Annotated in this window: 23 protein-coding genes; 22 read left to right on the forward strand and 1 reads right to left on the reverse strand. The window is 60.9% G+C overall.

The window, feature by feature from the left end; genetic code table 11:
• Positions 1–143 precede the first annotated feature (143 nt).
• From ACQ651_RS06445 to ACQ651_RS06485, 9 genes are all read left to right on the forward strand, one after another.
• On the forward strand, positions 144–1187 hold the full coding sequence (locus tag ACQ651_RS06445) for a DUF7146 domain-containing protein (protein WP_430448792.1): 1044 nt from the start codon (positions 144–146) through the stop codon (positions 1185–1187).
• Positions 1188–1438: 251 nt separating this feature from the next.
• On the forward strand, positions 1439–2365 hold the full coding sequence (locus tag ACQ651_RS06450) for a DUF2493 domain-containing protein (RefSeq protein WP_430448793.1): 927 nt from the start codon (positions 1439–1441) through the stop codon (positions 2363–2365).
• Positions 2366–2483: 118 nt separating this feature from the next.
• The gene (locus tag ACQ651_RS06455; protein ID WP_430448794.1) at positions 2484–2936 is read left to right on the forward strand and encodes a hypothetical protein; all 453 of its coding nucleotides are present in this window, start codon (positions 2484–2486) and stop codon (positions 2934–2936) included.
• A 653-nt stretch (positions 2937–3589) separates the two neighbouring features.
• Entirely contained in the window at positions 3590–3928 is a 339-nt protein-coding gene (locus tag ACQ651_RS06460; protein WP_093741780.1) for a DUF736 domain-containing protein, read from the forward strand.
• A gap of 177 nt (positions 3929–4105) precedes the next feature.
• Positions 4106–5005 carry a retron St85 family effector protein gene (locus ACQ651_RS06465; protein WP_430448795.1) on the forward strand — a complete coding sequence of 300 codons (900 nt, stop codon included), beginning with the start codon at positions 4106–4108 and terminating at the stop codon, positions 5003–5005.
• A gap of 134 nt (positions 5006–5139) precedes the next feature.
• The gene (locus tag ACQ651_RS06470) at positions 5140–6114 is read left to right on the forward strand and encodes a reverse transcriptase domain-containing protein (RefSeq protein ID WP_430448796.1); all 975 of its coding nucleotides are present in this window, start codon (positions 5140–5142) and stop codon (positions 6112–6114) included.
• Between the two features lie 151 nt (positions 6115–6265).
• Positions 6266–6535: a hypothetical protein gene (locus tag ACQ651_RS06475; RefSeq protein WP_430448797.1), complete on the forward strand. Its 270-nt coding sequence runs from the start codon at positions 6266–6268 to the stop codon at positions 6533–6535.
• A complete protein-coding gene (locus tag ACQ651_RS06480; RefSeq protein WP_430448798.1) occupies positions 6532–6849 on the forward strand; it encodes a type II toxin-antitoxin system RelE/ParE family toxin in 318 nt (105 codons plus the stop codon). Before ACQ651_RS06475 ends, ACQ651_RS06480 begins: the two co-directional genes overlap by 4 nt.
• 4 nt (positions 6850–6853) lie before the next feature.
• Positions 6854–8089: a hypothetical protein gene (locus ACQ651_RS06485; protein WP_430448799.1), complete on the forward strand. Its 1236-nt coding sequence runs from the start codon at positions 6854–6856 to the stop codon at positions 8087–8089.
• A 108-nt stretch (positions 8090–8197) separates the two neighbouring features.
• Here ACQ651_RS06485 and ACQ651_RS06490 read toward each other — a convergent pair whose 3' ends face one another.
• On the reverse strand, positions 8198–8437 hold the full coding sequence (locus ACQ651_RS06490) for a helix-turn-helix domain-containing protein (RefSeq protein ID WP_430448800.1): 240 nt from the start codon (positions 8435–8437) through the stop codon (positions 8198–8200).
• Positions 8438–8577: 140 nt separating this feature from the next.
• On the opposite strand from ACQ651_RS06490, the gene ACQ651_RS06495 reads away from it, so the two are divergent.
• From ACQ651_RS06495 to ACQ651_RS06555, 13 genes are all read left to right on the forward strand, one after another.
• The gene (locus ACQ651_RS06495; protein WP_430448801.1) at positions 8578–8850 is read left to right on the forward strand and encodes a DNA -binding domain-containing protein; all 273 of its coding nucleotides are present in this window, start codon (positions 8578–8580) and stop codon (positions 8848–8850) included.
• Positions 8851–8981: 131 nt separating this feature from the next.
• Positions 8982–9152: a transcriptional regulator domain-containing protein gene (locus ACQ651_RS06500; RefSeq protein ID WP_430448802.1), complete on the forward strand. Its 171-nt coding sequence runs from the start codon at positions 8982–8984 to the stop codon at positions 9150–9152.
• Between the two features lie 73 nt (positions 9153–9225).
• On the forward strand, positions 9226–9726 hold the full coding sequence (locus ACQ651_RS06505) for a DUF2285 domain-containing protein (protein ID WP_430448803.1): 501 nt from the start codon (positions 9226–9228) through the stop codon (positions 9724–9726).
• Positions 9727–9902: 176 nt separating this feature from the next.
• Positions 9903–10184: a helix-turn-helix transcriptional regulator gene (locus tag ACQ651_RS06510; RefSeq protein ID WP_430448804.1), complete on the forward strand. Its 282-nt coding sequence runs from the start codon at positions 9903–9905 to the stop codon at positions 10182–10184.
• Between the two features lie 4 nt (positions 10185–10188).
• The gene (locus ACQ651_RS06515; RefSeq protein WP_430448805.1) at positions 10189–10647 is read left to right on the forward strand and encodes a DUF2840 domain-containing protein; all 459 of its coding nucleotides are present in this window, start codon (positions 10189–10191) and stop codon (positions 10645–10647) included.
• Positions 10644–11165: a S26 family signal peptidase gene (locus ACQ651_RS06520; RefSeq protein ID WP_430448806.1), complete on the forward strand. Its 522-nt coding sequence runs from the start codon at positions 10644–10646 to the stop codon at positions 11163–11165. Before ACQ651_RS06515 ends, ACQ651_RS06520 begins: the two co-directional genes overlap by 4 nt.
• Positions 11158–11862 carry a lytic transglycosylase domain-containing protein gene (locus ACQ651_RS06525; RefSeq protein WP_430448807.1) on the forward strand — a complete coding sequence of 235 codons (705 nt, stop codon included), beginning with the start codon at positions 11158–11160 and terminating at the stop codon, positions 11860–11862. Before ACQ651_RS06520 ends, ACQ651_RS06525 begins: the two co-directional genes overlap by 8 nt.
• A 247-nt stretch (positions 11863–12109) precedes the next feature.
• On the forward strand, positions 12110–13867 hold the full coding sequence (locus ACQ651_RS06530; RefSeq protein ID WP_430448808.1) for a relaxase/mobilization nuclease domain-containing protein: 1758 nt from the start codon (positions 12110–12112) through the stop codon (positions 13865–13867).
• A 17-nt stretch (positions 13868–13884) separates the two neighbouring features.
• Complete coding sequence (locus ACQ651_RS06535; protein WP_430448809.1) at positions 13885–15879, forward strand: conjugal transfer protein TraG; 1995 nt, start codon at positions 13885–13887, stop codon at positions 15877–15879.
• Positions 15880–15888: 9 nt separating this feature from the next.
• The gene (locus ACQ651_RS06540; RefSeq protein ID WP_430448810.1) at positions 15889–16311 is read left to right on the forward strand and encodes a CopG family transcriptional regulator; all 423 of its coding nucleotides are present in this window, start codon (positions 15889–15891) and stop codon (positions 16309–16311) included.
• A gap of 420 nt (positions 16312–16731) precedes the next feature.
• Positions 16732–17592, forward strand: a complete 861-nt coding sequence (locus ACQ651_RS06545) for a WYL domain-containing protein (RefSeq protein WP_430448811.1) — start codon at positions 16732–16734, stop codon at positions 17590–17592.
• Complete coding sequence (locus ACQ651_RS06550) at positions 17576–20848, forward strand: helicase-related protein (RefSeq protein WP_430448812.1); 3273 nt, start codon at positions 17576–17578, stop codon at positions 20846–20848. The genes ACQ651_RS06545 and ACQ651_RS06550 overlap by 17 nt, the downstream gene beginning before the upstream one ends.
• On the forward strand, positions 20845–21552 hold the full coding sequence (locus ACQ651_RS06555; RefSeq protein WP_430448813.1) for a DUF4391 domain-containing protein: 708 nt from the start codon (positions 20845–20847) through the stop codon (positions 21550–21552). The genes ACQ651_RS06550 and ACQ651_RS06555 overlap by 4 nt, the downstream gene beginning before the upstream one ends.
• Positions 21553–21559 lie beyond the last annotated feature (7 nt).

A 21559-nucleotide genomic window follows, 5' to 3' on the forward strand; every position in this document is an offset into this window, starting at 1 on the left:
TTCGAGCAGGTCGGAGCGTTCGTGCCCTGGCAAAGGTCCCCCGGACCTTTGCCAGCCGGGCACTCACCCCCACGAGTTCCGGCAGCCGGGGTCCGCCAGAAAAGGCGGGCCCCTTTTTCTATCCATGACAGGAGGCATAGAGCATGCACAGCCCCGCCGCCGACATCGCCCGCCGCCTTGCCGAGAATGCCGAGACCGTCTGCCGTCACTACCTTACGAACGGGCGCAAACAGGGCCGCTACTGGATCGTTGGCGATGTGCAGAACACACCGGGCCGCAGCCTCTATGTCAGACTGACCGGTCCGATCTCTGGTCCCGGTGCCGCCGGAAAATGGACCGATTCCGCAACCGGGCAGCACGGGGACCTTCTGGACCTGATCGCCCTGAACATGGGTATCACCACGCTGAGGGACACGCTGGACGAAGCGCGCGGGTTTCTCAGCCTGCCGCAGACGGACAGGCACCGCGTCGCCAATCCGTCAGCCTCTCGCGGCTCACCCGAGGCCACGCGGCGGCTCTGGGCCATGGGCCAGCCCATGTCTGGCACCTTGGCAGAACGCTATCTCGCAGGGCGCGGCCTCACAGGGCTGGGCCATCTCGACAGTCTTCGGTTTCACCCGAACTGCTTCTACTGGCGCGAGGATCACGCGCTGACAGACCGGCCCGAGGCCTGGCCAGCCCTGCTCGCCAAGGTGACGGACCTCGATGAACGGCTTACCGGCCTGCACCGCACCTGGCTTGACCCCGCCACTGCGGACAAGGCCCCGGTCATTCCACCGCGCAAGGCGATGGGCAATCTCCTCGGCCATGGTGTTCGCATCGGCAAACCGGTAAGCGTGCTGGCCGCGGGCGAAGGGCTGGAGACCATGCTCTCCCTGCATCTTGCGCTGCCGGAGTTGCCTGCGGTGGCGGCTCTGTCCGCCAATCATCTCGCAGCCCTGCAGCTGCCCGCCGATCTTCGCCGCCTCTACATTGCCGTCGATGCCGATCCGGCAGGCCTGTGCGCCGCAGACCAACTGGCGCATCGGGCCATGGGGGCCGGGATCGACGCGATCCACCTCTACCCCCGTCTCGGCGATTTCAATGACGATCTGCGGGCAATTGGCCGCGACGCGTTGCGCGCGCATCTGCGTCCGCAACTGGCGCCCGAGGATGCCGTGACCTTCCTCGACGACACCATCGATTGATCGGAGTCGGCGCAGCCGGCCAGCGCCTCCGCGATCAGAGCCACGCCTTCCGGCCTTCCGAGAGCGGGCAAAACGGAGCAGAGCCCGGACGGGCCCGCAACGGCCATGGCCGTCCTACGCTGCGCTTCGGTTCCACCCCATCGCGCGGGCGCGACGGGGACCCCTGAGAATGCAGACCCGCCCGGTCCCCGCTTTTCCGTTGCCCAGGAAGGCCGCGAGAGGCGCGGTCTTCGACAACCGGAGACGACATCATGACCGAGACCCATCTTCACACCCGATCCTCCACCGCCGTTGTGCTCGAAGAACTCCAGCTCTATGGCTGGCGCCCCTTCACGGACGAGGCTGACCCCCGCCCCTTGCCGGAACCCGACGCCATTCGCACCGCCGTCGCCGACATTTTCGACGCGCTCGTCTCGACCCTGTCCGACACGCGGCTGGAACCCGACCTCGAAGATCTGCTCTGGTCCACTGCGAACCTGTTTCACCGCATGGCGACGCGGACAGGCCGGGATCTCGACAGTAACGAACAGGCACAGAAACGGGCGCAGCGCGAACAGGACGGATCCGAGGTCCGGTCCGTCGAACTGGAAACCCTGATCGCGGAGGGCATCACGCTGATCGAGCGGCGCAACGCCTTTGAGGCCATGCGAGATCTCGCTGCCGAGTTGTTCGAGACCCATCTTGGCCAAACCTGGCACCCGCGCGGGGGCAGCCACGTGAACCGCCGTACCCTGACCGCTTCCCTGATCGACAGCCGCGACCACCTCGCCGCAAAGCGCCGGGCCGATCTGGAGCCGCTCCTGCCGCAGGGCACGAAAATCGCATTCACCGGCGGGCTGGACTGCAGCGATCACGCGGCCATCTGGGCGGCCCTTGACCGTGTCCACGCGAAACACGCCGACATGGTCCTGTTGCATGGCGGCGCGCCGCGCGGGGCCGAGCGCATCGCAGCCGCTTGGGCCGACAACCGCAGCGTGACGCAGATCGTCTTCAAACCCGACTGGACGCGGCACGGCAAATCAGCCCCGTTCAAGCGCAACGACCAGTTGCTCGATACCCTGCCCATCGGGCTCATCGTCTTCCCGGGCTCCGGCATCACCGAAAATCTCGCCGACAAGGCCCGCGCGATGGGCATCCCGCTCTTCGATTTCCGGCCGAAAGCCGCCCCCCCGGCATGACCGGATTTCCGCCGACGCCCGCCCCGGACCCTCCCAGGGTGGGCCGTTTTCTGCTATGATCGGCCTGTGCCAATGGAGGAGGTGGCGGCGCGATCCTTATTCTCGAAAGGAGTGCCTCATGTTTTTCTCCACCCTCTTCACGCTGTTCGGCCTCGGTGCCCTCTGCTGGATCTTGTTCAACCTGGCTGTCTACGCCCTGCCCTTCGCGATCGGGCTGACGTCCGGCATGTATCTGCATGAGTCTGGCCAAGGCGTCTTCCTGTCGATCATTGCGGGCCTCTTCATCGGCGGCTTCGTCGCGGCTCTCGGGGAATTCGCCTTTGACCGTATCCGCTCTATCCCCATCAAACTGGCCATCGGCCTGATCTACGCGGTCCCTGCCGGGATCGCCGGGTTTCATGCGGCAAAGGGTCTTGCCGAATTCGGCAGTGCGGGCGCTGGGACCACCACCTTCTTGTCCTGGCTGGGCGCGCTCATTATCGGCGGGACAGCTTGGGCGCGGGTGTCGGGCTGGTCCGAGGTCAACGCCATGTCCGAACCACACCCGCACAGATCTTTCGACGAACGCTGAACGCCCTGTGAAGCTTGTGCCGGTGCGTGCTGTCCGCCAAATCGTCAGCGTGCCGCGCAACCGATTGAGGCAACAGGTCTCGATCCTCGTCGTCACCGCAGAGTTGCGATTGGGCAGGACCGGCTGAGCAAAGCCAGATCACTGAGACCCATGTCATGGCGCATGTCCCCGGTCGCGCATGCACCTAGATCGTCGGCAGACCGAACCGGCAGACAAACACAGACACCGCGAGAGGGGGCAATCCCGGAGTAGAGAGGCACGTCCGGGACATGCGTCGTTTCCGCGAGCACGCTAAAACCTGTCTTTGCACGACGTCTGCTGCCGGAGTCTTGCGCGGTCCAGAGGTAGCCTGTCATCCCCTCTCCCATGGCTTGCGCCACGCGTCCCTTGCGGGCCTCTCAGCGGCTGATCTGACCGGGATCGGCTAACGCCTCGACCGCCTAGGCCGCAACGGTCGGTCCGGACTTTCTTCCCCTGGCGCCCCCGAACAATATCGGGTCCGCCATTCCTCGCGGAACAAGAAAGACCGGCCTTGCCGTCCTCCGCTGGCGCTGCGGGCCACAGGGGCTGCGTCGGCGGATCGCCCCGGTCCTGACGATCGCCATCGAGGCCGCGAAGGGCGCGGGCTCGGACAAGCCAAAAGGAGATATGATATGGCCACCATCGGAACCTTCAAAAAGACCGGCAGCGAATACGTCGGCGAAATCGTCACCCTCAGCGTTCAGGCGAAAGCCGTCCGCATCGTCCCCGAGGACAGCACCCCGAACGAGAATGCCCCCTCCCACCGCGTCTTTGTCGGCCGTGCCGAGATCGGCGCCGCCTGGTCCAAGCGCTCGACCGAGGGCCGCGACTACCTGAGCCTCAAGCTCGACGACCCGAGCTTCACCCAGCCGATCTACGCCAACCTCTTCGACGACACGGTGATCGAAGGCGGCGAAGAGACCTTCAGCCTCATCTGGTCGCGCCCCAACACCCGCCGCAACGGCGACTGACAGCAGACCGCCCCGCCCGGGATCACCGGGTGGGGCGAACTTTGTTTTCGCTGGTTTGGCAAGGAGCGGCTCGGCGTCACATTTAAAACTGTCGCCGGCCCACAGCTGCCCCGCAAGCTCATCGAAACGAAAGGCAGGAAACAATCAGGGCCAGCCTCGTCGGCCCGCGACATCAGCGTGGCAATCCTTAAATTTTCTGATATCCTCGTCCTGCTCTTTGGTCGGGAGAAAGATTTGATAATTCAGCCATCACTTCTAAAAACTGCGGCGCAAAACGTGTCATCTCGCGTTTTTGTTTGTGGTCCCGGATATTCCTCCCATGGCATCGCTGTCAGGGACATGGCTCGTGATGCGCTTCAGCAGATTCCGAATGTGAAGGCCCTCTACGGAGAAGAAATCGAAAGCCAGAGTAGCTACAAAAAGCAATCGACTGACCTGCAAACACTTGAGGTTCGATTTGCCCACGATGTTGACTTCACACTTCTGATCCTAGAGTCCCCGGGTTCTATTGCAGAGCTTGGGACATTCACGCAGATTCCAGGAATAAGGGAGCGCCTAATGGTCTTGCTGTCCGGCAGATTCTACCGGGCAGAAAGCTACATCTCACGGGGACCCCTAAGCTTGCTCACCCGCCTCAATCCAAATAGTGTCATCTATTTCGATGCAGAAAACAAAAACGAGATGTTGGATCGCGTGAGGTACCCGCTAACTTTTTTCAAATACGCTCAATACCTGAACCGATTTGACTACCTGAGAAATACAATGCTCCGCTACCAGAGAAAACCCACCAATTACTCCGCCTACATTAAGCCAATTCGTGATCAGTACCAGATGGCGTCCACCCTGATTGCAGTCTTGACTGGTGACAGGCCAAGCTACGCTGAGCTGCTCCTGTCTTCTGGACTTCACCCCGACCAGTTGAACTCGGCACTACATGGCCTCTACAAAGCGGGGAAAATCGAAAAGGTCGGTTCTGGCCGCTACCGCTCGGTGAACGGCTTTGCGGACGATCTCTTGGAGCCGTTTAGTTCGACCGCGATCAGCAAAACTCGATCTAAGAGGTTGGCCGCTGCTTGACGCCAGCCCCCGCTGAGGTAGTGTTGTCACATTCCTAGCAATTCCCCGTGAGGGGAGACGCAATGTCATCGTTGCGGGCACGCGAAGTACGCAGAAGCCTGCCATGCAATAAACCGATCCGAGGATTTCCTCGCATGCGTTTTATTGCATGGCATCGAGAGAGAGAAGAAGTAGGAATGGGTGCTGCGGACGATTGCAAGGACTTGGCGTCTCTCGCTGATTTCTTGGGATTTGCTCCGCAGCACATCTTCTATTTGGTCGAAGACCCTGACAGGTGCTACGTCTCCATCGAAATTCCGAAGAATTCCGACCCCACAAAGTTTCGGAAATTAGACATCCCCATATCAGAATTGAAAGGCGTTCAGCGAACGATCAACAAGAAGATCCTGTATGAGTTCCCGGTCGATGAGTGCGTACACTCATATGTGACCGCTCGATCAATTCTAACGGCGGCCCGAGAATTTTGCCCCGGTCGCGCTGTCCTAAAGGTGGATATTGAAGACTTCTTCCCATCTATCACCTTCGTGCGGGTTTTAGGACTTTTCAAGGCTCTTGGCTTCTCAGACGCAGCTTCCTTTATCCTCGCTCGACTAACTACATTCGGGGATCGCTTGGCACAAGGCGCTCCAACAAGCCCAGCCATATCAAATTTGATCATGCGAGGTATTGATCTTCGCTTGAAGAGGCTAGCTGCCACCTGGGAGTTGAAATACCTAAGGTATAGCGATGACATGTTTTTTCACAAAGAAAAGAACTTCAATCACCCGAAGCTGACCACCTACATTTCAAAGACTATCGAAGATGGTGGCTTTGCGACAAACAAACGAAAAACCAAGTATCATCCAAAAGGCCTGCCTCGAACTACGTTAGGCCTTCTGACACATGGCGAGAAGCCGAAGATACCGGGAAGCCAGCGTCGTGCTTACAGGTCGATGTTTTTCAAGGCTTCAAGGAACATCCATTGGGCGCACGAAAACAGAGAGCGGCTCCGCGGCATTATCGAGTGGTACAAGTGTGTCTATGGACGAGATGATACCTACACGCAGTATCGCGCAATTTTGGACAATGAGGCGCGTTTGAGAATCCACGACACGTATCAAAGCAAGTAGAGCCCAGCCAACTGGCAAAGCTCTTTGCATTGTCAAAGGCATTTCTGCCGTTGGTGCGCTGCGCAGCGATTGTCGGCAATCCGCTCCCCCGACATGGTTGCTTATCTACGAGCTTTCGCCTATATGACTAAGTCATACCTCGGAGCCCAGCATGACCGTCAAGACAACCCTCAGCTTCACCGACCGTCACCATCGGTTCCTGACCGACAAGGTGGGCCAAGGCGTCTTCGCCTCGCAAAGCGCGGCTGTGGCGGCGGCGCTGGAGCAGATGATGCGCGATGAAGAGGAGCGCGAGTTGGCACTTGGGGCGATGGCCGAAGAAATTCGGGCGCGGCTCGACACGCCGGGTGCCGACTATGTCTCGGCCGAGGACGCCTTTGCCGCCGCGCGGGCCCGGCTGCAGGCCGCGCGCGAGGCGTGAGCTATAGCATCCGGATCCATCCGGCGGTCGCGGGTGATCTCGACGCCATCACGCGCTGGCTGATCGACTATGCCGGCCCGCAATACGCCGCGCGCCGACTGGACGAGATTGAGGCCACTATCGCCAGCCTCGCTGACCTGCCGCACAAAGGCAGCCGCCGGGACGAGATCGCCCCCGGGCTGCGCGCCATTCCAGCAGGCCGCAAGGCCGTGATCGCCTTCACTGTCGACGATGATGCCCGCGAGGTTCATATCCACGCCGTGACTTTTGCCGGGGCCGACTGGATCACACGCAGCAAAGCGCGCGGGCGGTAGCAGGATGGTGCGCAAACCTGTCCACAAATGGGCCTTCAAACCCGGCATGCGCGCAAGCGCTTTCGGATGGCGCGGCTCCGCCAAGGCGACCCAGCGGTTGAAATCGGCCAGCGCGGAAATCCGGGCCGTCAATCGTGCGGATCCCGTCACGGCGGCGGACGGCGTGGTCGCATTGGCCGCGCGGATCTGGCCCGCGTTTGAGCATATCGACACCTCGTCGGGCGCGCTTGGCACCGCCGTGCGCCGGACGCTTGACGACCTTGTGCCGATTCTGATCGCAGCCCCTGCCGATGAAAAGACGCGCGCAAAATGGCTGGAGCAGCTGCGCGAGGCCATCGAGGACGATGGCGTCGACTACCTCGCCCCGATTTCGGAGCGGTTCGGCGAGATCGCCGTGTACCCCGCGCTCATGACACTGCATGCCGACCGTGATCTCGACCTGATCCATCGCGCCTGGTCGGATTGGCAGCGGTACGCGCATGTCGGCACAGCGACGCTCACGCTGTCCTGCCTGCTCGAAGCCGCGCGGTATGACGAATTGCTGGCGCTCCTCGCGGTCAAGAAGACCCGGCTGTGGTTCGACGACAAGTTCGGGGCCGAAGCCCTGCTTCGACAGGGCCGCGAAGATGACGCGCTCGCCTATGCCGACGCCCTTCTGCAAGAGGATCGCCAGACATGGGGCCATCACGACATCTGCCGGTTTTGCGAAGCGATCCTGGTGCGGCAAGGCAAGGCGGACGAGGCCTATCGCCGGTTCGGCCTGCCCACAGCAAGCGGAAAGACCTGGCTGGCGAAGTGGCGCGATCTGGTCAAGCGCTACCCTGACCGGGATGCCCGTGCATTACTGGAAGACCTGATCGCGCTCCACGGTCGCAAGGGCAAATGGTTCGCCGCAGCAAAGACCGCGACCTATTTCGACATCGCCCTCGACTGCGCAGCCGATCATGAGGCGGCACCGGCCACGCTCATCCGGGGCGCCCGCGATTTCGCGATCAAGGAACCGGCCTTCGCTGCCGATGTCGCTCTGCATGCGATAAGGCATCTTCTGGCGGGCCGTGGCTATGAACCCAGCCCGTTCGACATCGACGAAGCGGTCGATCACCTGATGACCGCCAGCACGCGCATTGACCGGCGGGGCTGGGCCATCGCGGCGCTTCAGCGACTGATGGAGACCACGCCCGGCGATGATCTGATGCAACGCCGCCTTGGCCAGAAGCTGACCGAACTCAGTGCTGAATAGCGGATTGATCGCTATCGAGAAGCAGCCTGCACGGCGCGATGAAACCAACCCATGCTCTGCGCTGACTTCGCAAGTTTCGGCCCAACAGCTGACCGCCCGGGCGAACGATCACGGTTTTCGGGAACGCACATCTCCTTCGGCGCGTTCTTCGATCAGCTTCGCCGGTGCCACATCCAGATGCGCCGCGACCCGCTGAAGAGTCTGCAAAGTGACATTCTGCTGGCCGCGTTCCATGGCGCTGACATGGGCACGGTCGACATCCATCGCTGCCGCCAACGCGGCCTGCGTCAGCCCACGCGCTTGGCGGTAGTGCTTGAGATTACTTGCAAAAACAACGCGGATGTCCATCCGCAGCTAAAAAGCCTATCGCGTATTTTGGTGCGACGTATTATAATACTCATCTGCCACCTGACTGACCGCGATCCGTTCTTGCACAGGCAATCCGATGTGCTTTTATGGACCTTAACGCCAAACGGCGAGGGGGAATCATGTCTGCCACCGGCACCACGCCGATCTCTGATCTCGCACCACAAGGCGATGATCTGACCGACTACGACCACGCACATATGACGCTTTACCTGCGCCTGTTCGACGCCGCTGAAAGCGGTGCAAGCCTGCAGGAAGTCAGCCAGATCCTGTTCGGCCTCGATGCGGACAAGGAACCGGAACGTGCCCAAAAAATCTATGACAGCCACCTCGCCCGTGCGCGCTGGATGACCGAACACGGCTATCGCAAGCTGCTTGAGGGCGGTAACGGCTGAACTTTGCGCAATTCGGCCCAGATCGGCGAACACTCGCGCAGGTTGCGCAAGTTGACCGTTCGCGTCGTCGTTTTCTTGCACCTCCCGGCTATACTCTTTCCCCATCGAAACCTCTGACGCGGAGCTTCGCCATGACCAGGGATTGGCAAGACGAAGCGGCGTATCGGCATTTCGACCGCCTCGACCTGTCCGGTTTGGCCTGGGAATGCCTGCGCCGCAATTCCGACTATCGCGCAACCTACCCGCTAATGCGGGATGGATTGAGATCACCGGCTGCATGGGGGTTGCGATTTCCCGGTTGATCCGGACATCGACGCACCCAAAGCACCCGTGTTCTGGACGCCTTCAATCGCCCCGGCAGCGGTAGGGTATGTTGTGCCGGTCCCCGGCGGCGACACCGCCGCGCCGCAAATCGATGCAAATGATCTAACCGTCATCGGAACGCAGGACGGCTTGATGTATGTGCGCCTCACAACGGGCGCGTTGCTCGTGTTGGACGCAAAGAACCTGCGTCGGCCCCTCGGCATCCTGGTGCCGCTGGACGAGCATTGGACAGCGCGGATCAATTCACTCGAGACGCTCCGCGCGCAACTGCTGCATCACAAACGATCCCCTCCGCCCCTGACGTCGCAGCAGCGACGGCGCATCCAGCTTGCATTGCGCACACTCGACGCGCGCCGGGATCGTGCCAGCTACCAGACGATCGCGCGGCATTTGTTCGGCGCAGAGGCTGTGTCGCGCGAGCATTGGAAGACCAGCTCCCTCAAGGCCCAGATCACCCGACTGACAGCCCATGGCACGCATCTTACCACCAAAGGCTATCGCTTTCTCCTTCTCGGCAAAAGACCCACGGGACGCTCCAAGCCGCGCAAATGATCACCGCGCGATCTCCGAAAATCGAACCCTCATCAGTCCCTGATCCTGCTGGCCTTTGGGGGTTACGTTTTCGCGCCGCGATCTTCGTCATCCCTCCCCACGGCGCTCTGCCGTTTTGATGACCTCCGACAGCCCGCGACGCGCCGTCGCGCGGCCTAGCCACCGGAGATGCTCAAATGCCCGACCCAAACGAAGGACTCCCGCCCCGCTACCTCAGAACCCCGGAAGCCGCCCGATTTCTCGGCCTGTCTGGCCGTACGCTGGAAAAACACAGGACCTACGGGACCGGCCCGCGGTACTCGAAAATCGGCGGGCGTGTCGTCTATGCGGTCGACGATCTGCAGGCCTGGGTCACGAGGGGCGAGAAGACCTCGACCTCGGACGAGACCGAGGACCGCGTCCTGCCCGCCAAACGCCATGCCGCCATTTCGCCGGCCTATCTGCGGCGGGGGCGCTGAGCCGATGCAGACAAGTGTCCACCTCACCTGGATCGAAGGGCGCATCGAGCGCTGGATCCGTTTCGGTCGGATTGCCGAGGAAACCATCCTGACGCGCACGGAAAAGCGCGTGGCCTTCGCTCCCGGCGCGATCTTCGCGCTCGTCCGCTGGTCGTCGAACCACCACGGCACCGTTGAAAGCCGGATCGACATTCTGCGCGCCGTCGGCGCTGGCGAGCCCTGCTCGACGGTGCCCTGTGTCACGCCAGGCGGAGAGCTTTTGCTGCGCCTCTCCGGCTGGCCCAAGGTCGAGGCGGCGCTGCGGTCCGTCGACATCGTGGAAAGCTATGGCATCGCACCGGAAGATGTCTGTCCCGATCATTGGCGGCACGTCCACAACCGCCTGACCGCGGCATTGGAGCCCCGGCCTTACACCCCTGCCCGGCATGCGGCCTGGCTCAAGCGTCGCATGGTGACGACATGAGCGCGGCGGTCTCTCCCCTCCTCGCGGCCGGTTTGTGCCTCGGTCTGCTTGCAGCTGCACAGATCGACCGCGCGCCCTGGCTGATCTGGAACGCGTCAGCAAGCGTGCCGATCGGACTCTACGTCGTTCGAGCGTCACATGGGCGATCGCTGGGCGAAATCGTTGCCGTGCGCCTGCCGGAAGACCTGTCATCCTGGGTGGTTGAACGCGGCTATGTCAGTGCGGATACCTTGCTGTTGAAACGCATCGCGGCCGTCTCGGGCATGACCGTCTGTCGCGATGGTCTCGATATCACCCTCGACGGTACCGTTGTTGCCGAGGCAGCATTGGCTGACCAACAGGGCCGCCCGCTTCCCCGTTGGACGGGATGTGTCACACTCGCCTCGGACGAGGTCTTCCTGCTCCTTGCTGGCGTCGCCGACAGCCTCGATGGGCGCTATTTCGGCCCGTTGTCAGAGGACACGATAATCGGACGCGCCATCCCTCTTTGGACATATGGAGGGGCGGCAGATGCGTAGTCTCGAACGCGGTCACAGCCGTCGGCACGCAGGCATTACTACCGCGCTTGTGCTGATCCTCTGCACGCCGATCACCGTGGCACCGACCGTCGTGATCGCTCAGGACCGCAGTGTTTCTGCATCTGAGCAGCAACCCATCGACATCCATATCGCAGAAGCCGCGCGCAGGTTCGGCATCCCGCAGCCCTGGATCCGTGCCGTCATGGAAGTCGAGAGCGCGGGCAATCCGCGCGCGGTGAGCCACGCGGGCGCCATGGGGCTTATGCAGATCATGCCCGGCACCTGGGCCGAATTGCGCGCAGCCCACCGGCTTGGCGATGACCCCTTCGATCCACGCGACAACATTCTGGCCGGCGCCGCCTATCTGCGGCAGATGTACGACCGGTTCGGGTCACCCGGCTTTCTCGCGGCCTACAATGCCGGGCCTGCACGGTACCAGAACCACCTTGATACCGGACGCGCCCTGCCGCTTGAAACCCGCAATTACCTCGCCATCCTCGCGCCACTCATCGCCGATGGAACCGACGTCGCGCGGGCAGTGAACAACCCGCAGAGGACGCAGGACTGGCGCGACGCCCCGCTGTTCGCGGCAATGGCCGAGGAGGGTCAGAACCCAGGCGATGACGCCCAACGGATTGCGTCTGACGCGTCTCGAAACGGCATCTTCGTGCCTCTCAGCCGGGGGCAAACGCCATGATCCGCGAAATCGCACCATGGCGAGGTCTGGAAAGCCCGGTCGCAGGAATGGGCCGGAGAAGGTCGACGCGCAGGGTCTCAACAGAAAGAGCGCGAGATAAAAGCGGTGCCGCAAGCGGACCTCAAGCTGTTGTTTCTCTGCGAGGATTTGCGCCGCACATCCAAGCTGCATGCCGCAAGACTTCACCTAGCGAGTTGATTTATGGGAGTTTTTCAAGCGGCAGCTGGTCTTGCAAGCGAGTGCGGCCATGACCCGGCACGACAACGACCTGCGCATCCGCCCCGGGCGTATCCGCGACGGCGGCAGGACCTCGAAGCAACCCACCCGTTTCGTCAACGAGGTCATGCGAGCTGCGCGGAAATCCGGACATACCGGCTACCGTATCGGCGCGGGCAGCACGCGCTCCGGCAACGCCGCTTTCGGGCGCGGACGGTTTGCCCGAACCGCTAAAGGTCTGACCCGCACCTCCCGGCGCGTCGTCGTGAAGGCTCGCATCGTACGGCACCAGGGCAAGCGCTTTCGCTCCGCGCCCATGGCCAAGCATCTCGGCTACTTGCAGCGCGATGGCGTCGGTCAGGACGGGCGCGACGCCGACTTGTTCGGGTCTGACCGCGATGATCTCGACCGAGGCGGCTTTGCGGCGCGCTGCGAAGACGACCGGCATCACTTCCGGTTCATCGTCTCGCCGGAGGACGCGGAAGACTTGGAGGACCTGCGCGCCTTCACCCGGGATCTGATGGCCCGCGCGGAGCGGGATCTCGGAACCGGATTAGACTGGGTCGCCGTCGACCACTGGAACACCGACAATCCGCATGTCCACATTCTGGTGCGCGGCAAGGCCGATGATGGGCGGGACCTTGTCATCTCGCGTGACTATATCAGCCAGAGGTTTCGGGCGCGCGCAGAAGACCTCGTGCAACTGGAACTGGGACCCCGCAGCGAGCGGGAGATTTCCCGAGCGCTGGAAACGCAGGTCACGGCGGAGCGCTGGACCGATCTCGACCGCGGCCTGCGATCACTGGCGGATGATCATGCCGGCATCGCCGACCTGCGGCGCGGAACGCCGGAACCCCGCGAACCGGAGCTGCGCCGCTTGATGATCGGGCGTGCAGAAGCACTGGAGAGACTCGGGCTGGCCGAACAAATCGACCCTGCCGTCTGGGAGTTGAAACCGAATGCCGAAGAGACTCTGCGCGAGCTTGGGATGCGCGGCGACATCATCAAACGAATGCACCGCGCCATGGGCGCCGACCGTAATCGCGCAGCGGGTGATTTCGCCATCGAAGGCACGCCCACCGCGCCGATCCTCGGGCGGCTCGTGGAACGCGGCTTTCATGACGACCACGCCGGTAGTGGCTACGCGATCATCGACGGAGTTGACGGTCGCGTACATCACCTACGCTTCCGGGATCTCGATGCGACCGGCGACACGCCGCAAGGTGGCATTGTCGAAACCCGGCTCTGGACGGGGAAGACGGACGGGACACCGCAACTGTCTCTTGTTGGTCGTTCCGATCTGTCGCTGGCCGCCCAGATCGAGGCCGAGGGCGCGACCTGGCTCGACCGCCTGCATCTTGCTCGGAACCGCGCACCGCTGAGCGGCGCCGGATTTGGCGCGGAGGTTCGCCACGCGTTGGAGCGCCGCTCGGATCACCTTGTCGCCGAAGGTCTCGCCCGACGGCAAGGCCAGCGCGTGACCTTTGCCCGCGATCTGCTGGCCAACCTGCGCAACCGCGAACTGGACGCCATCGCTCAGGACCTCACCGAACAAACCGGGCTTCCCAACCACAAGCCGACCGAGGGCGAGCCCGTCGCAGGCACGTTTCGCCAACGCCTCGATCTCGCCTCGGGCCGCTTCGCCATGATCGACGATGGGCTCGGATTCTCGCTCGTCCCCTGGACCCCGCAACTCGAACGTCATCTCGGCCAGACCGTCACGGGCACGATGACACCCGGCGGCGGGATCGATTGGAGCTTCGGGCGCAAGCGAGGGCTGAGCCTCTGAGCGGAAAGGACATCACCATGAGCCGTCAGGACACATCATCGGCCACCAAGATCCTCTGGGGCCAGATCCTCATCGTTAGCATCGTAGCGCTGCTCTTCGTCTGGGCAGCAACGCAATGGGTCGCGTTTCGTCTCGGGTTCCAACCCCAGCTTGGCGCGCCTCTCACCGCCCTCTTCGGCCTGCCGATCTATCGCCCATGGCAGGTCTTCACCTGGTGGTACTGGTACGACGCCTACGCGCCGCGCGTCTTCATTGAAGGGGCCGCAATTGCCGGCGCGGGCGGGATCGCCGCCATTGCCGTCGCGATCTTGCTGTCGGTCCTGCGGGCGCGCGAGGCGAGCGACGTGACAACCTATGGCTCGGCCAGATGGGCCAGCCCCAGGGATATCACCGCCGCTGGGCTGTTCGCAGACGACGGGGTCGTGCTCGGCCGCCTCGACAAGCGTTACCTCCGGCATGATGGTCCGGAACACGTGCTGTGCTTCGCGCCCACCCGCTCCGGCAAGGGCGTCGGCCTCGTGATCCCAAGCCTGCTGACCTGGCCCGGCTCCGCGATTGTCCACGACATCAAGGGCGAGAACTGGCAGCTGACGTCCGGATGGCGGGCGCGGTTCGGGCGTGTCCTGCTCTTCGATCCGACCAATGCGGCCAGCGCCGCCTACAATCCGCTGCTCGAGGTCCGCCGCGGCGAGCGCGAGGTGCGGGACGTCCAGAACATCGCCGACATCCTCGTCGATCCCGAAGGCCAGCTCGAGCGGCGGAACCATTGGGAGAAGACCAGCCATTCCCTCTTGGTCGGCGCGATCCTGCACGTTCTCTATGCCGAGAAGGACAAGACATTGGCAGGCGTCGCCGCCTTCCTGTCCGATCCGCGGCGTCCCATCGCCGCCACACTGACTGCAATGATGCGGACGGACCATCTCGGAGATCGCCCGCATCCCGTTGTCGCCCAGGCTGCGCGCGAGCTGCTGAACAAGTCCGAGAACGAACGGTCCGGCGTCCTGTCCACGGCCATGTCCTTCCTAAGCCTCTACCGCGACCCCGTGATCGCCGCCGTGACCCGGCGCTGCGACTGGCGGATCGATGATCTGGTCTCAGATGCGCAGCCGCTCACCCTCTACCTCGTGGTACCCCCGTCGGACATCTCCCGCACGAAACCGCTGGTCCGGCTGATCCTGAACCAGATCGGCCGCCGCCTGACGGAAGAATTGCACAACACCAACCGCAAGCACCGCCTTCTGTTCATGCTCGACGAATTCCCCGCCCTCGGACGTCTCGACTTCTTTGAAAGCCAACTGGCCTTCATGGCGGGCTACGGTCTCAAGGCCTTCCTGATTGCCCAGTCGTTGAACCAGATCGAAAAAGCCTATGGCCAGAACAATGCCATCCTGGACAACTGCCATGTCCGCGTGGCCTTCGCGACCAATGACGAGCGCACGGCGAAGCGCCTGTCCGACGCGCTCGGCACCACGACGGAACTGCGCGCGATGAAAAACTATGCTGGCCACCGCCTGTCACCCTGGCTCGGACATCTGATGGTCTCGCGCCAGGAAACCGCCCGCGCCTTGCTTACGCCCGGTGAGATCATGCAGCTGCCGCCCGATGACGAAATCATCCTCGTGTCGGGCGCAGCCCCGATCCGGGCACAAAAAGTGCGGTACTTCCGCAACGCACAACTGACGGCAAGGATCCACAAGCCACCTGTCGTCGAAGCATCTGCATTCGTCAGCCCCTTGGAAACCGATGATTGGAGCAGTCTTCAGCCAGTCGCACCGCCCCAAGAAACTGGCGTGAAGAAGCCCGCTGACGACGGGGATGGTGGCATCCGACGAGAGCCTGAAATCCCAGAACATGAGGATGTGGCGCCCGAGTTGCCGTTGCCGCGCGAGGAATTCGCGGCCCTCGAAGACGAACCCGATGACGAGGCCCAACGCGCCCGCGCCATGCAGACCCGCTTCCGCGCCGTCGCGCGTCAAGCGGCCCTCGATCCGGACGACGGCATTGAACTGTGAGGTGACAACATGAAGAAAGCCAAGATCACCGCCTATGTCGACACAGCCCTCTTCGATGAAGTCGACGCACTGGCCGCGCGGCGGCGCATCCCCAAAACCCAAGTCATCGAGGCGGCCTTGGCGTCGTTCCTCTCACCCGACAGCGCCGAACAGAGCGAGGCCGCGATCGTCCGCAGGCTGGACCGCCTGACGCGGTCGCTCGAACGGCTGGAACGAGACCAAGAGATCACAACCGAAGCGCTCGCGCTGTTCGTCCGCTTCTGGCTGACGACGACGCCCCCTTTGCCGGATGACAACTACGCGGCAGCCAAGGCGAAGGGAAAGGAGCGGTATGGAGGCTTCGTCGAGACGCTGGCGCGACGGTTGGGTAAAGGAACGACGCTCGTAAAGGAACTATCGCGAGACCTAACGCGCTCCTCCGAGCCAAACTAGTTGATGCGCAGACCTCGCCGTGGTTTCAGCTTGCCACCTTTAAAAAGGCCAGTGGCGCATTTCGTTTGAATACGAAAAGACTCCGAAGTAGCGTCCAGCAGGCACAGAAAATGGGTGAGCATAGTTATCGTGCGCATCGCGGAAAGTGGCTGTCAAAGTCGCCCTGATGCTCGAACACCATCCGCACAGCACGTTCGCGCACCTCTGGTGAATATCTGTTTCCACATCTGTTCTTTTCCATAGCCCAGTATCCTTACTTCTGGGTCTCCGGCAAACAAGGGGCGGTTCAGTTCAGAGCGTTGCTAGTGGCCTTTCTGAGCATTTCGATTGAACACGCTCAACTTCCCAAGTAGCCTCGGGTCAGCACAGAAAATGGGTGTGCATAGTTAACGTGCGGATCGGCAAGGCCGGGGGAACGCAGTGGAAAACGACAAGGTGGAGCTTCGCTGGGGAGTCGAACAACGACTCGAGTTCATCGAGTTCCGCCTGTTTTGGGAGGGGCATGTGAACCGTAGCGATTTGATGGAGCAGTTCGGGGTATCGGTGAACCAGGCGTCCACCGATCTGAACCGCTATATCGGCTTCGCCCCGGCCAATATGGTCTACGACAAGAGTGCACGCACCTATGTTCCTGGCTCGGACTATTCCCCGCAGTTCCTGAAGCCTGACGCCAGTCGTTACCTCGCACAGCTGCGGTCTTTGGCTGATGGCATCATGGACAGCGACGACACTTGGATTGCTGAACTGCCTTCATATGATGCTGCGCCAACGCCGGTGCGTGGGGTGAACCCCACGACCTTGCGCTCCGTGGTCGCGGCAATCCGAAGCAACGAAGCACTTGAAGTGAAGTACCAGTCCCTCTCACGTCCAGAACCCATTTGGAGATGGATCGCGCCTCATGCCATAGGGTTCGACGGGTTCCGGTGGCACACTCGGGCGTTTTGCCAGACGGACGAGGTCTTCAAGGATTTCCTCCTGTCCCGCATCATTGAAACACGCGAAACCAAGGCGAGCGAAGTAACCGATGCCGCCGATTCAGACTGGCAAGAACGTGTCACGCTTGAGATCGGCCCCCACCCTGAACTGTCGGATACACAAAAACAAGTCATTGCGCTGGACTACGGAATGCAGAGTGGCACGGCAAAGATCTCCGTGCGGCGCGCATTGATTTACTACGCCCTCAAACGGCTCGGGCTCGACACTGATCCAGCTGCACGGCAACCACAGGATCAGCAGATCGTTCTTCTAAATCGCGAGGTCCTCGATGAAAATCATCGATAACACCTCTCAGCTTCTTGGTGACGACCTCAAGGACACAGTGTCTCACGGATCGCGTCTCAAAATCGCCGCGTCATGTTTCTCCATTTATGCATTTGAGGCATTGAAAGCAGAGCTATCGAAGGTGGACAGCCTGCAGTTCATATTCACTTCACCAACGTTTGTACCAACCGAAGTAACCGATCGCTTACGAAAAGAACGGCGTGAATTTTTCATCCCAAAGGCGCGCCGTGAAAGCGGCCTTTATGGAACCGAGTTTGAAATTCAGCTTCGCAATAAGTTGACGCAACGAGCGGTAGCCCGCGAATGTGCGGCCTGGATCCGCAAGAAGGCGAAGTTCAAATCGAATACCTCCAAGGCGCCCATGCAGCAATTCATGCATGTCGACAGCTCTGCTGAAGGCGTCGCCTACATGCCCATCAGCGGTTTCACAGCAGTCGATCTTGGCTACCAAAAGGGCGATGCTGTTTCCAACTTTGTGACGAAGTTTGACGACCCAAGTCACGCGCAGATGTATCTTCAACTTTTCAATCAGATCTGGGCAGACTCAGAGAAGGTCAAAGATGTTACGGACGCGATCTGCGATCATATTGAGTCCGTCTATCAGGAGAATTCACCCGAGCGGATCTACTTTACGATGCTTTACAATATCTTCCAGGATTTTCTGGAAGATATCGACGAAGACGTACTGCCAAATGATCTGACGGGCTATCAAGACAGCCTTGTCTGGAACAAGTTGTTCAACTTCCAGAAGGATGCAGCAACTGGGATCATCAACAAGCTGGAGACATACAACGGCTGCATTCTGGCGGACAGCGTTGGCTTGGGGAAAACGTTCACAGCTCTCGCTGTCGTCAAGTATTATGAGCTTCGCAACCGTGCTGTCTTGGTGCTTTGTCCAAAAAAACTCGCCGACAACTGGCGGAACTACAACACCAATCTGACGACGAACATTTTTGCAAAGGATCGGTTCAACTATGATGTCCTCTGCCACACGGACCTGTCGAGGACCTCGGGCGAGTCATTCGGGATCCCGCTAAACCGGATAAATTGGGGGAATTACGATCTCGTTGTGATCGACGAATCCCATAACTTCCGCAACAACGACGTCTACAAGGATCGCGAGACCCGCTATCAGAAGCTGATGAACAAGGTCATCCGCGCTGGTGTGAAGACCAAGGTCCTCATGTTGTCGGCCACGCCTGTAAACAATCGTTTTACCGATCTCCGCAACCAGCTTGCCCTCGCATATGAAGGCCAGTCTGAAGGCTTAAGCCGCAACTTGAAGACCGACACGAGCGTCGAAGAGATTTTCAGGCGAGCCCAGAAAGCCTTCAACACCTGGTCGCTACTGCCCCCGGATGAACGAAACGCTGCGTCGATTCTCAAGGCGCTCGATTTCGACTTTTTCGAGCTTCTCGACGCTGTCACGATTGCCCGCTCGCGCAAGCATATCGAGACCTTCTACGACACCAAGGACATCGGTAAATTCCCTCAACGCCGGAAACCATTGTCGTACCATTGCCCTATCACCCATCGTGACGATGTGATGGGACTAAACGAGATCTTTGAACAGCTCTCGGTCCTCAAGCTGTCCGTTTACGCACCCATCAGCTACATCCTTCCAAGCCGCCTTCGGAAGTACGAAGAAATCTATGACACACAAGTCGAAGGGGGGCGTGGCAAGCTGCGTCAGGCTGACCGTGAGCGCAGCCTGCAAGCCTTGATGACGACTAACCTGCTTAAGCGCTTGGAAAGCTCGGTTGAGGCGTTCCGGCTTACTCTGCGCGCCCTCGCTGCAAACATATCACGGACGCTAACAGCGATCGGCGAATTCGAGCGATCCGGCGGCACGCAAAGCGTCAGTGATTACCTGGCCGATGTCGAAACGCTGGACGCGGAAGATGACGAACTTGAGGGCCTCAATGAATTCACGGTGGGCAAAAAGGTTCAGATCAGTCTCGGAGACATGGACCTACCGTCTTGGAAACATGATCTTCAGGCCGATCTTATTCTGATCGACGATCTGGTCGCTTCGATGGATAAGGTCCGACCTGAGGACGATGCCAAGCTCCAGCACTTGAAAGACGTTATTACCCGTAAAGTTGGCGAGCCAATTAACCCGGGCAACAAGAAAGTGCTTATCTTTACGGCGTTCGCGGACACGGCAAATTACCTCTTTGCAAACCTCGCCCCTTTCGCGAAGGACCTCGGGCTGCACACCGGGAAGGTGACTGGCTCGGATTCACCGAAGACCACACTCAAGAAGAGCTATGACTTCCAGGGCGTCTTGACGCTGTTTTCGCCCCGCTCGAAGGAAAAAGAAATCATCCTGCCGGATGAGCCAGCAGAGATCGACATTCTGATTGGCACGGACTGTATCTCCGAAGGCCAGAACCTTCAGGACTGCGACTATCTGATCAACTACGACATCCACTGGAACCCGGTGCGCATCATTCAGCGATACGGTCGCATTGACCGCATTGGTTCACCGAATTCGCAGATCCAGCTGGTAAACTATTGGCCCGACATTTCGCTCGACGAATACATCAACCTCAAGGAGCGTGTCGAAAACCGGATGGTGATCGCCGACATGGTGGGTACCGGTGACGACAACGTCCTGACAGCCAAAAGTGGCGACATCGCCTACCGCAAGGATCAGCTCAAACGCCTGCAGGAAGAGGTCATCGATCTTGAGGACGTCAAGACCGGTGTCTCGATCACTGACCTTGGCCTGAACGACTTCCGGATGGATCTACTCAACTATGCCAAGCAGCACGGCGAGCTCGACAACCTACCGAACGGCATGCATGCCGTGGTACCGTCGCAGGCACAAATGGGGCTCCGTCCCGGCGTAATCTTCGCGCTGAAAAACATCCACGATACCGTGAACATCAACCAGCAGAACCGGCTCCACCCCTTCTATCTGGTCTACATCGCCGACGATGGCGAAATCATCGCCGACCATACCGAGGTCAAGCGCCTGCTCGACCTGATCCGGACCAGCTGCAAGGGCCGCTCGATCCCTGTCCCCGACGTCTGCCGCACGTTCAACGAGCGCACGGAGGATGGCCGCAAGATGGAGCATTATTCCGGGCTCCTGAGCGCCGCGATCCGTTCCATGATCGAGGTGAAAGAGGAAAAGGATCTCGACAGCCTGTTCAGCGGCGGCCGCACAACCGCGCTGACCCACACCATCGCCGGGCTCGATGACTTCGAGCTGATCGGCTTCCTGGTGATCGAGGAAAGCGTCGCATGACAGGCTTCTTCGACTATCCCAAAAGCGCGGCCTTCGGCCGGGTTCTGCCCAAGAACAAGATCTACGAACACGCAGGCGCGAACACAGCCCTAAAGGAGCTGTTCGTGCGTGAGGTCGATCAGATCGTCTGGCGCTACAAACTCGCGCCAGAAACGATCAACCTGAGCGCCACCAAATCCGTGGCCGAAATTCAGGTCTTCGACATACCGCTGAAAACCGGCAAGCTGGACGAGGCCGTTCTACGCGCCATCGACAAGGCCATTCCTTTTCCCCTGATCTTCGAGTTGAGCCATGGCGGCAAACGCAGGGCCATGGCGGCCTACAAACGGCCGAGCGAGGCCGACAGCGCGAAGTGGGTAATCAGCGAGTATTTTGCCACCGACTGGGTGGCTGACACCGCCGCCAGGTCGCCCCTGCCAGTCGCGCTCAACCTCGGTGGGCTTTATGACGCGCTTCTGTCCGGCTTGATGCCGCAACAGGTTCAGTCCGCACCCGGACAGGACGCAGAAGACATTCAGACCCGCGTCGACCGGATGGAGGCGATCCGCGCCAAAACGCGAGACGTCGAACGGATCAAGGCGCGGTTGGGACGCGAGAAGCAATTCAACAAGCGCGTGGCGATCAACGCAGAGCTTCGCGCGGCGAAACTGGAATTGGAACGGTTGACCGGGGCGACGGCCCCGATGACCGCACCGAGTGAATAAAAGGACG

The organism is Rhodophyticola sp. (assembly GCF_965284195.1).
GTDB lineage: Bacteria > Pseudomonadota > Alphaproteobacteria > Rhodobacterales > Rhodobacteraceae > Rhodophyticola.

Coding starts and splice junctions, on each gene's coding strand:
- ACQ651_RS06445 (WP_430448792.1), top strand. CDS start 144: ATGCACAGCCCCGCCGCCGACATCGCCCGCCGCCTTGCCGAGAATGCC.
- ACQ651_RS06450 (WP_430448793.1), top strand. CDS start 1,439: ATGACCGAGACCCATCTTCACACCCGATCCTCCACCGCCGTTGTGCTC.
- ACQ651_RS06455 (WP_430448794.1), top strand. CDS start 2,484: ATGTTTTTCTCCACCCTCTTCACGCTGTTCGGCCTCGGTGCCCTCTGC.
- ACQ651_RS06460 (WP_093741780.1), top strand. CDS start 3,590: ATGGCCACCATCGGAACCTTCAAAAAGACCGGCAGCGAATACGTCGGC.
- ACQ651_RS06470 (WP_430448796.1), top strand. CDS start 5,140: ATGCGTTTTATTGCATGGCATCGAGAGAGAGAAGAAGTAGGAATGGGT.
- ACQ651_RS06475 (WP_430448797.1), top strand. CDS start 6,266: ATGACCGTCAAGACAACCCTCAGCTTCACCGACCGTCACCATCGGTTC.
- ACQ651_RS06485 (WP_430448799.1), top strand. CDS start 6,854: ATGGTGCGCAAACCTGTCCACAAATGGGCCTTCAAACCCGGCATGCGC.
- ACQ651_RS06490 (WP_430448800.1), bottom strand. CDS start 8,437: ATGGACATCCGCGTTGTTTTTGCAAGTAATCTCAAGCACTACCGCCAA.
- ACQ651_RS06495 (WP_430448801.1), top strand. CDS start 8,578: ATGTCTGCCACCGGCACCACGCCGATCTCTGATCTCGCACCACAAGGC.
- ACQ651_RS06500 (WP_430448802.1), top strand. CDS start 8,982: ATGACCAGGGATTGGCAAGACGAAGCGGCGTATCGGCATTTCGACCGC.
- ACQ651_RS06510 (WP_430448804.1), top strand. CDS start 9,903: ATGCCCGACCCAAACGAAGGACTCCCGCCCCGCTACCTCAGAACCCCG.
- ACQ651_RS06515 (WP_430448805.1), top strand. CDS start 10,189: ATGCAGACAAGTGTCCACCTCACCTGGATCGAAGGGCGCATCGAGCGC.
- ACQ651_RS06520 (WP_430448806.1), top strand. CDS start 10,644: ATGAGCGCGGCGGTCTCTCCCCTCCTCGCGGCCGGTTTGTGCCTCGGT.
- ACQ651_RS06525 (WP_430448807.1), top strand. CDS start 11,158: ATGCGTAGTCTCGAACGCGGTCACAGCCGTCGGCACGCAGGCATTACT.
- ACQ651_RS06530 (WP_430448808.1), top strand. CDS start 12,110: ATGACCCGGCACGACAACGACCTGCGCATCCGCCCCGGGCGTATCCGC.
- ACQ651_RS06535 (WP_430448809.1), top strand. CDS start 13,885: ATGAGCCGTCAGGACACATCATCGGCCACCAAGATCCTCTGGGGCCAG.
- ACQ651_RS06540 (WP_430448810.1), top strand. CDS start 15,889: ATGAAGAAAGCCAAGATCACCGCCTATGTCGACACAGCCCTCTTCGAT.
- ACQ651_RS06550 (WP_430448812.1), top strand. CDS start 17,576: ATGAAAATCATCGATAACACCTCTCAGCTTCTTGGTGACGACCTCAAG.
- ACQ651_RS06555 (WP_430448813.1), top strand. CDS start 20,845: ATGACAGGCTTCTTCGACTATCCCAAAAGCGCGGCCTTCGGCCGGGTT.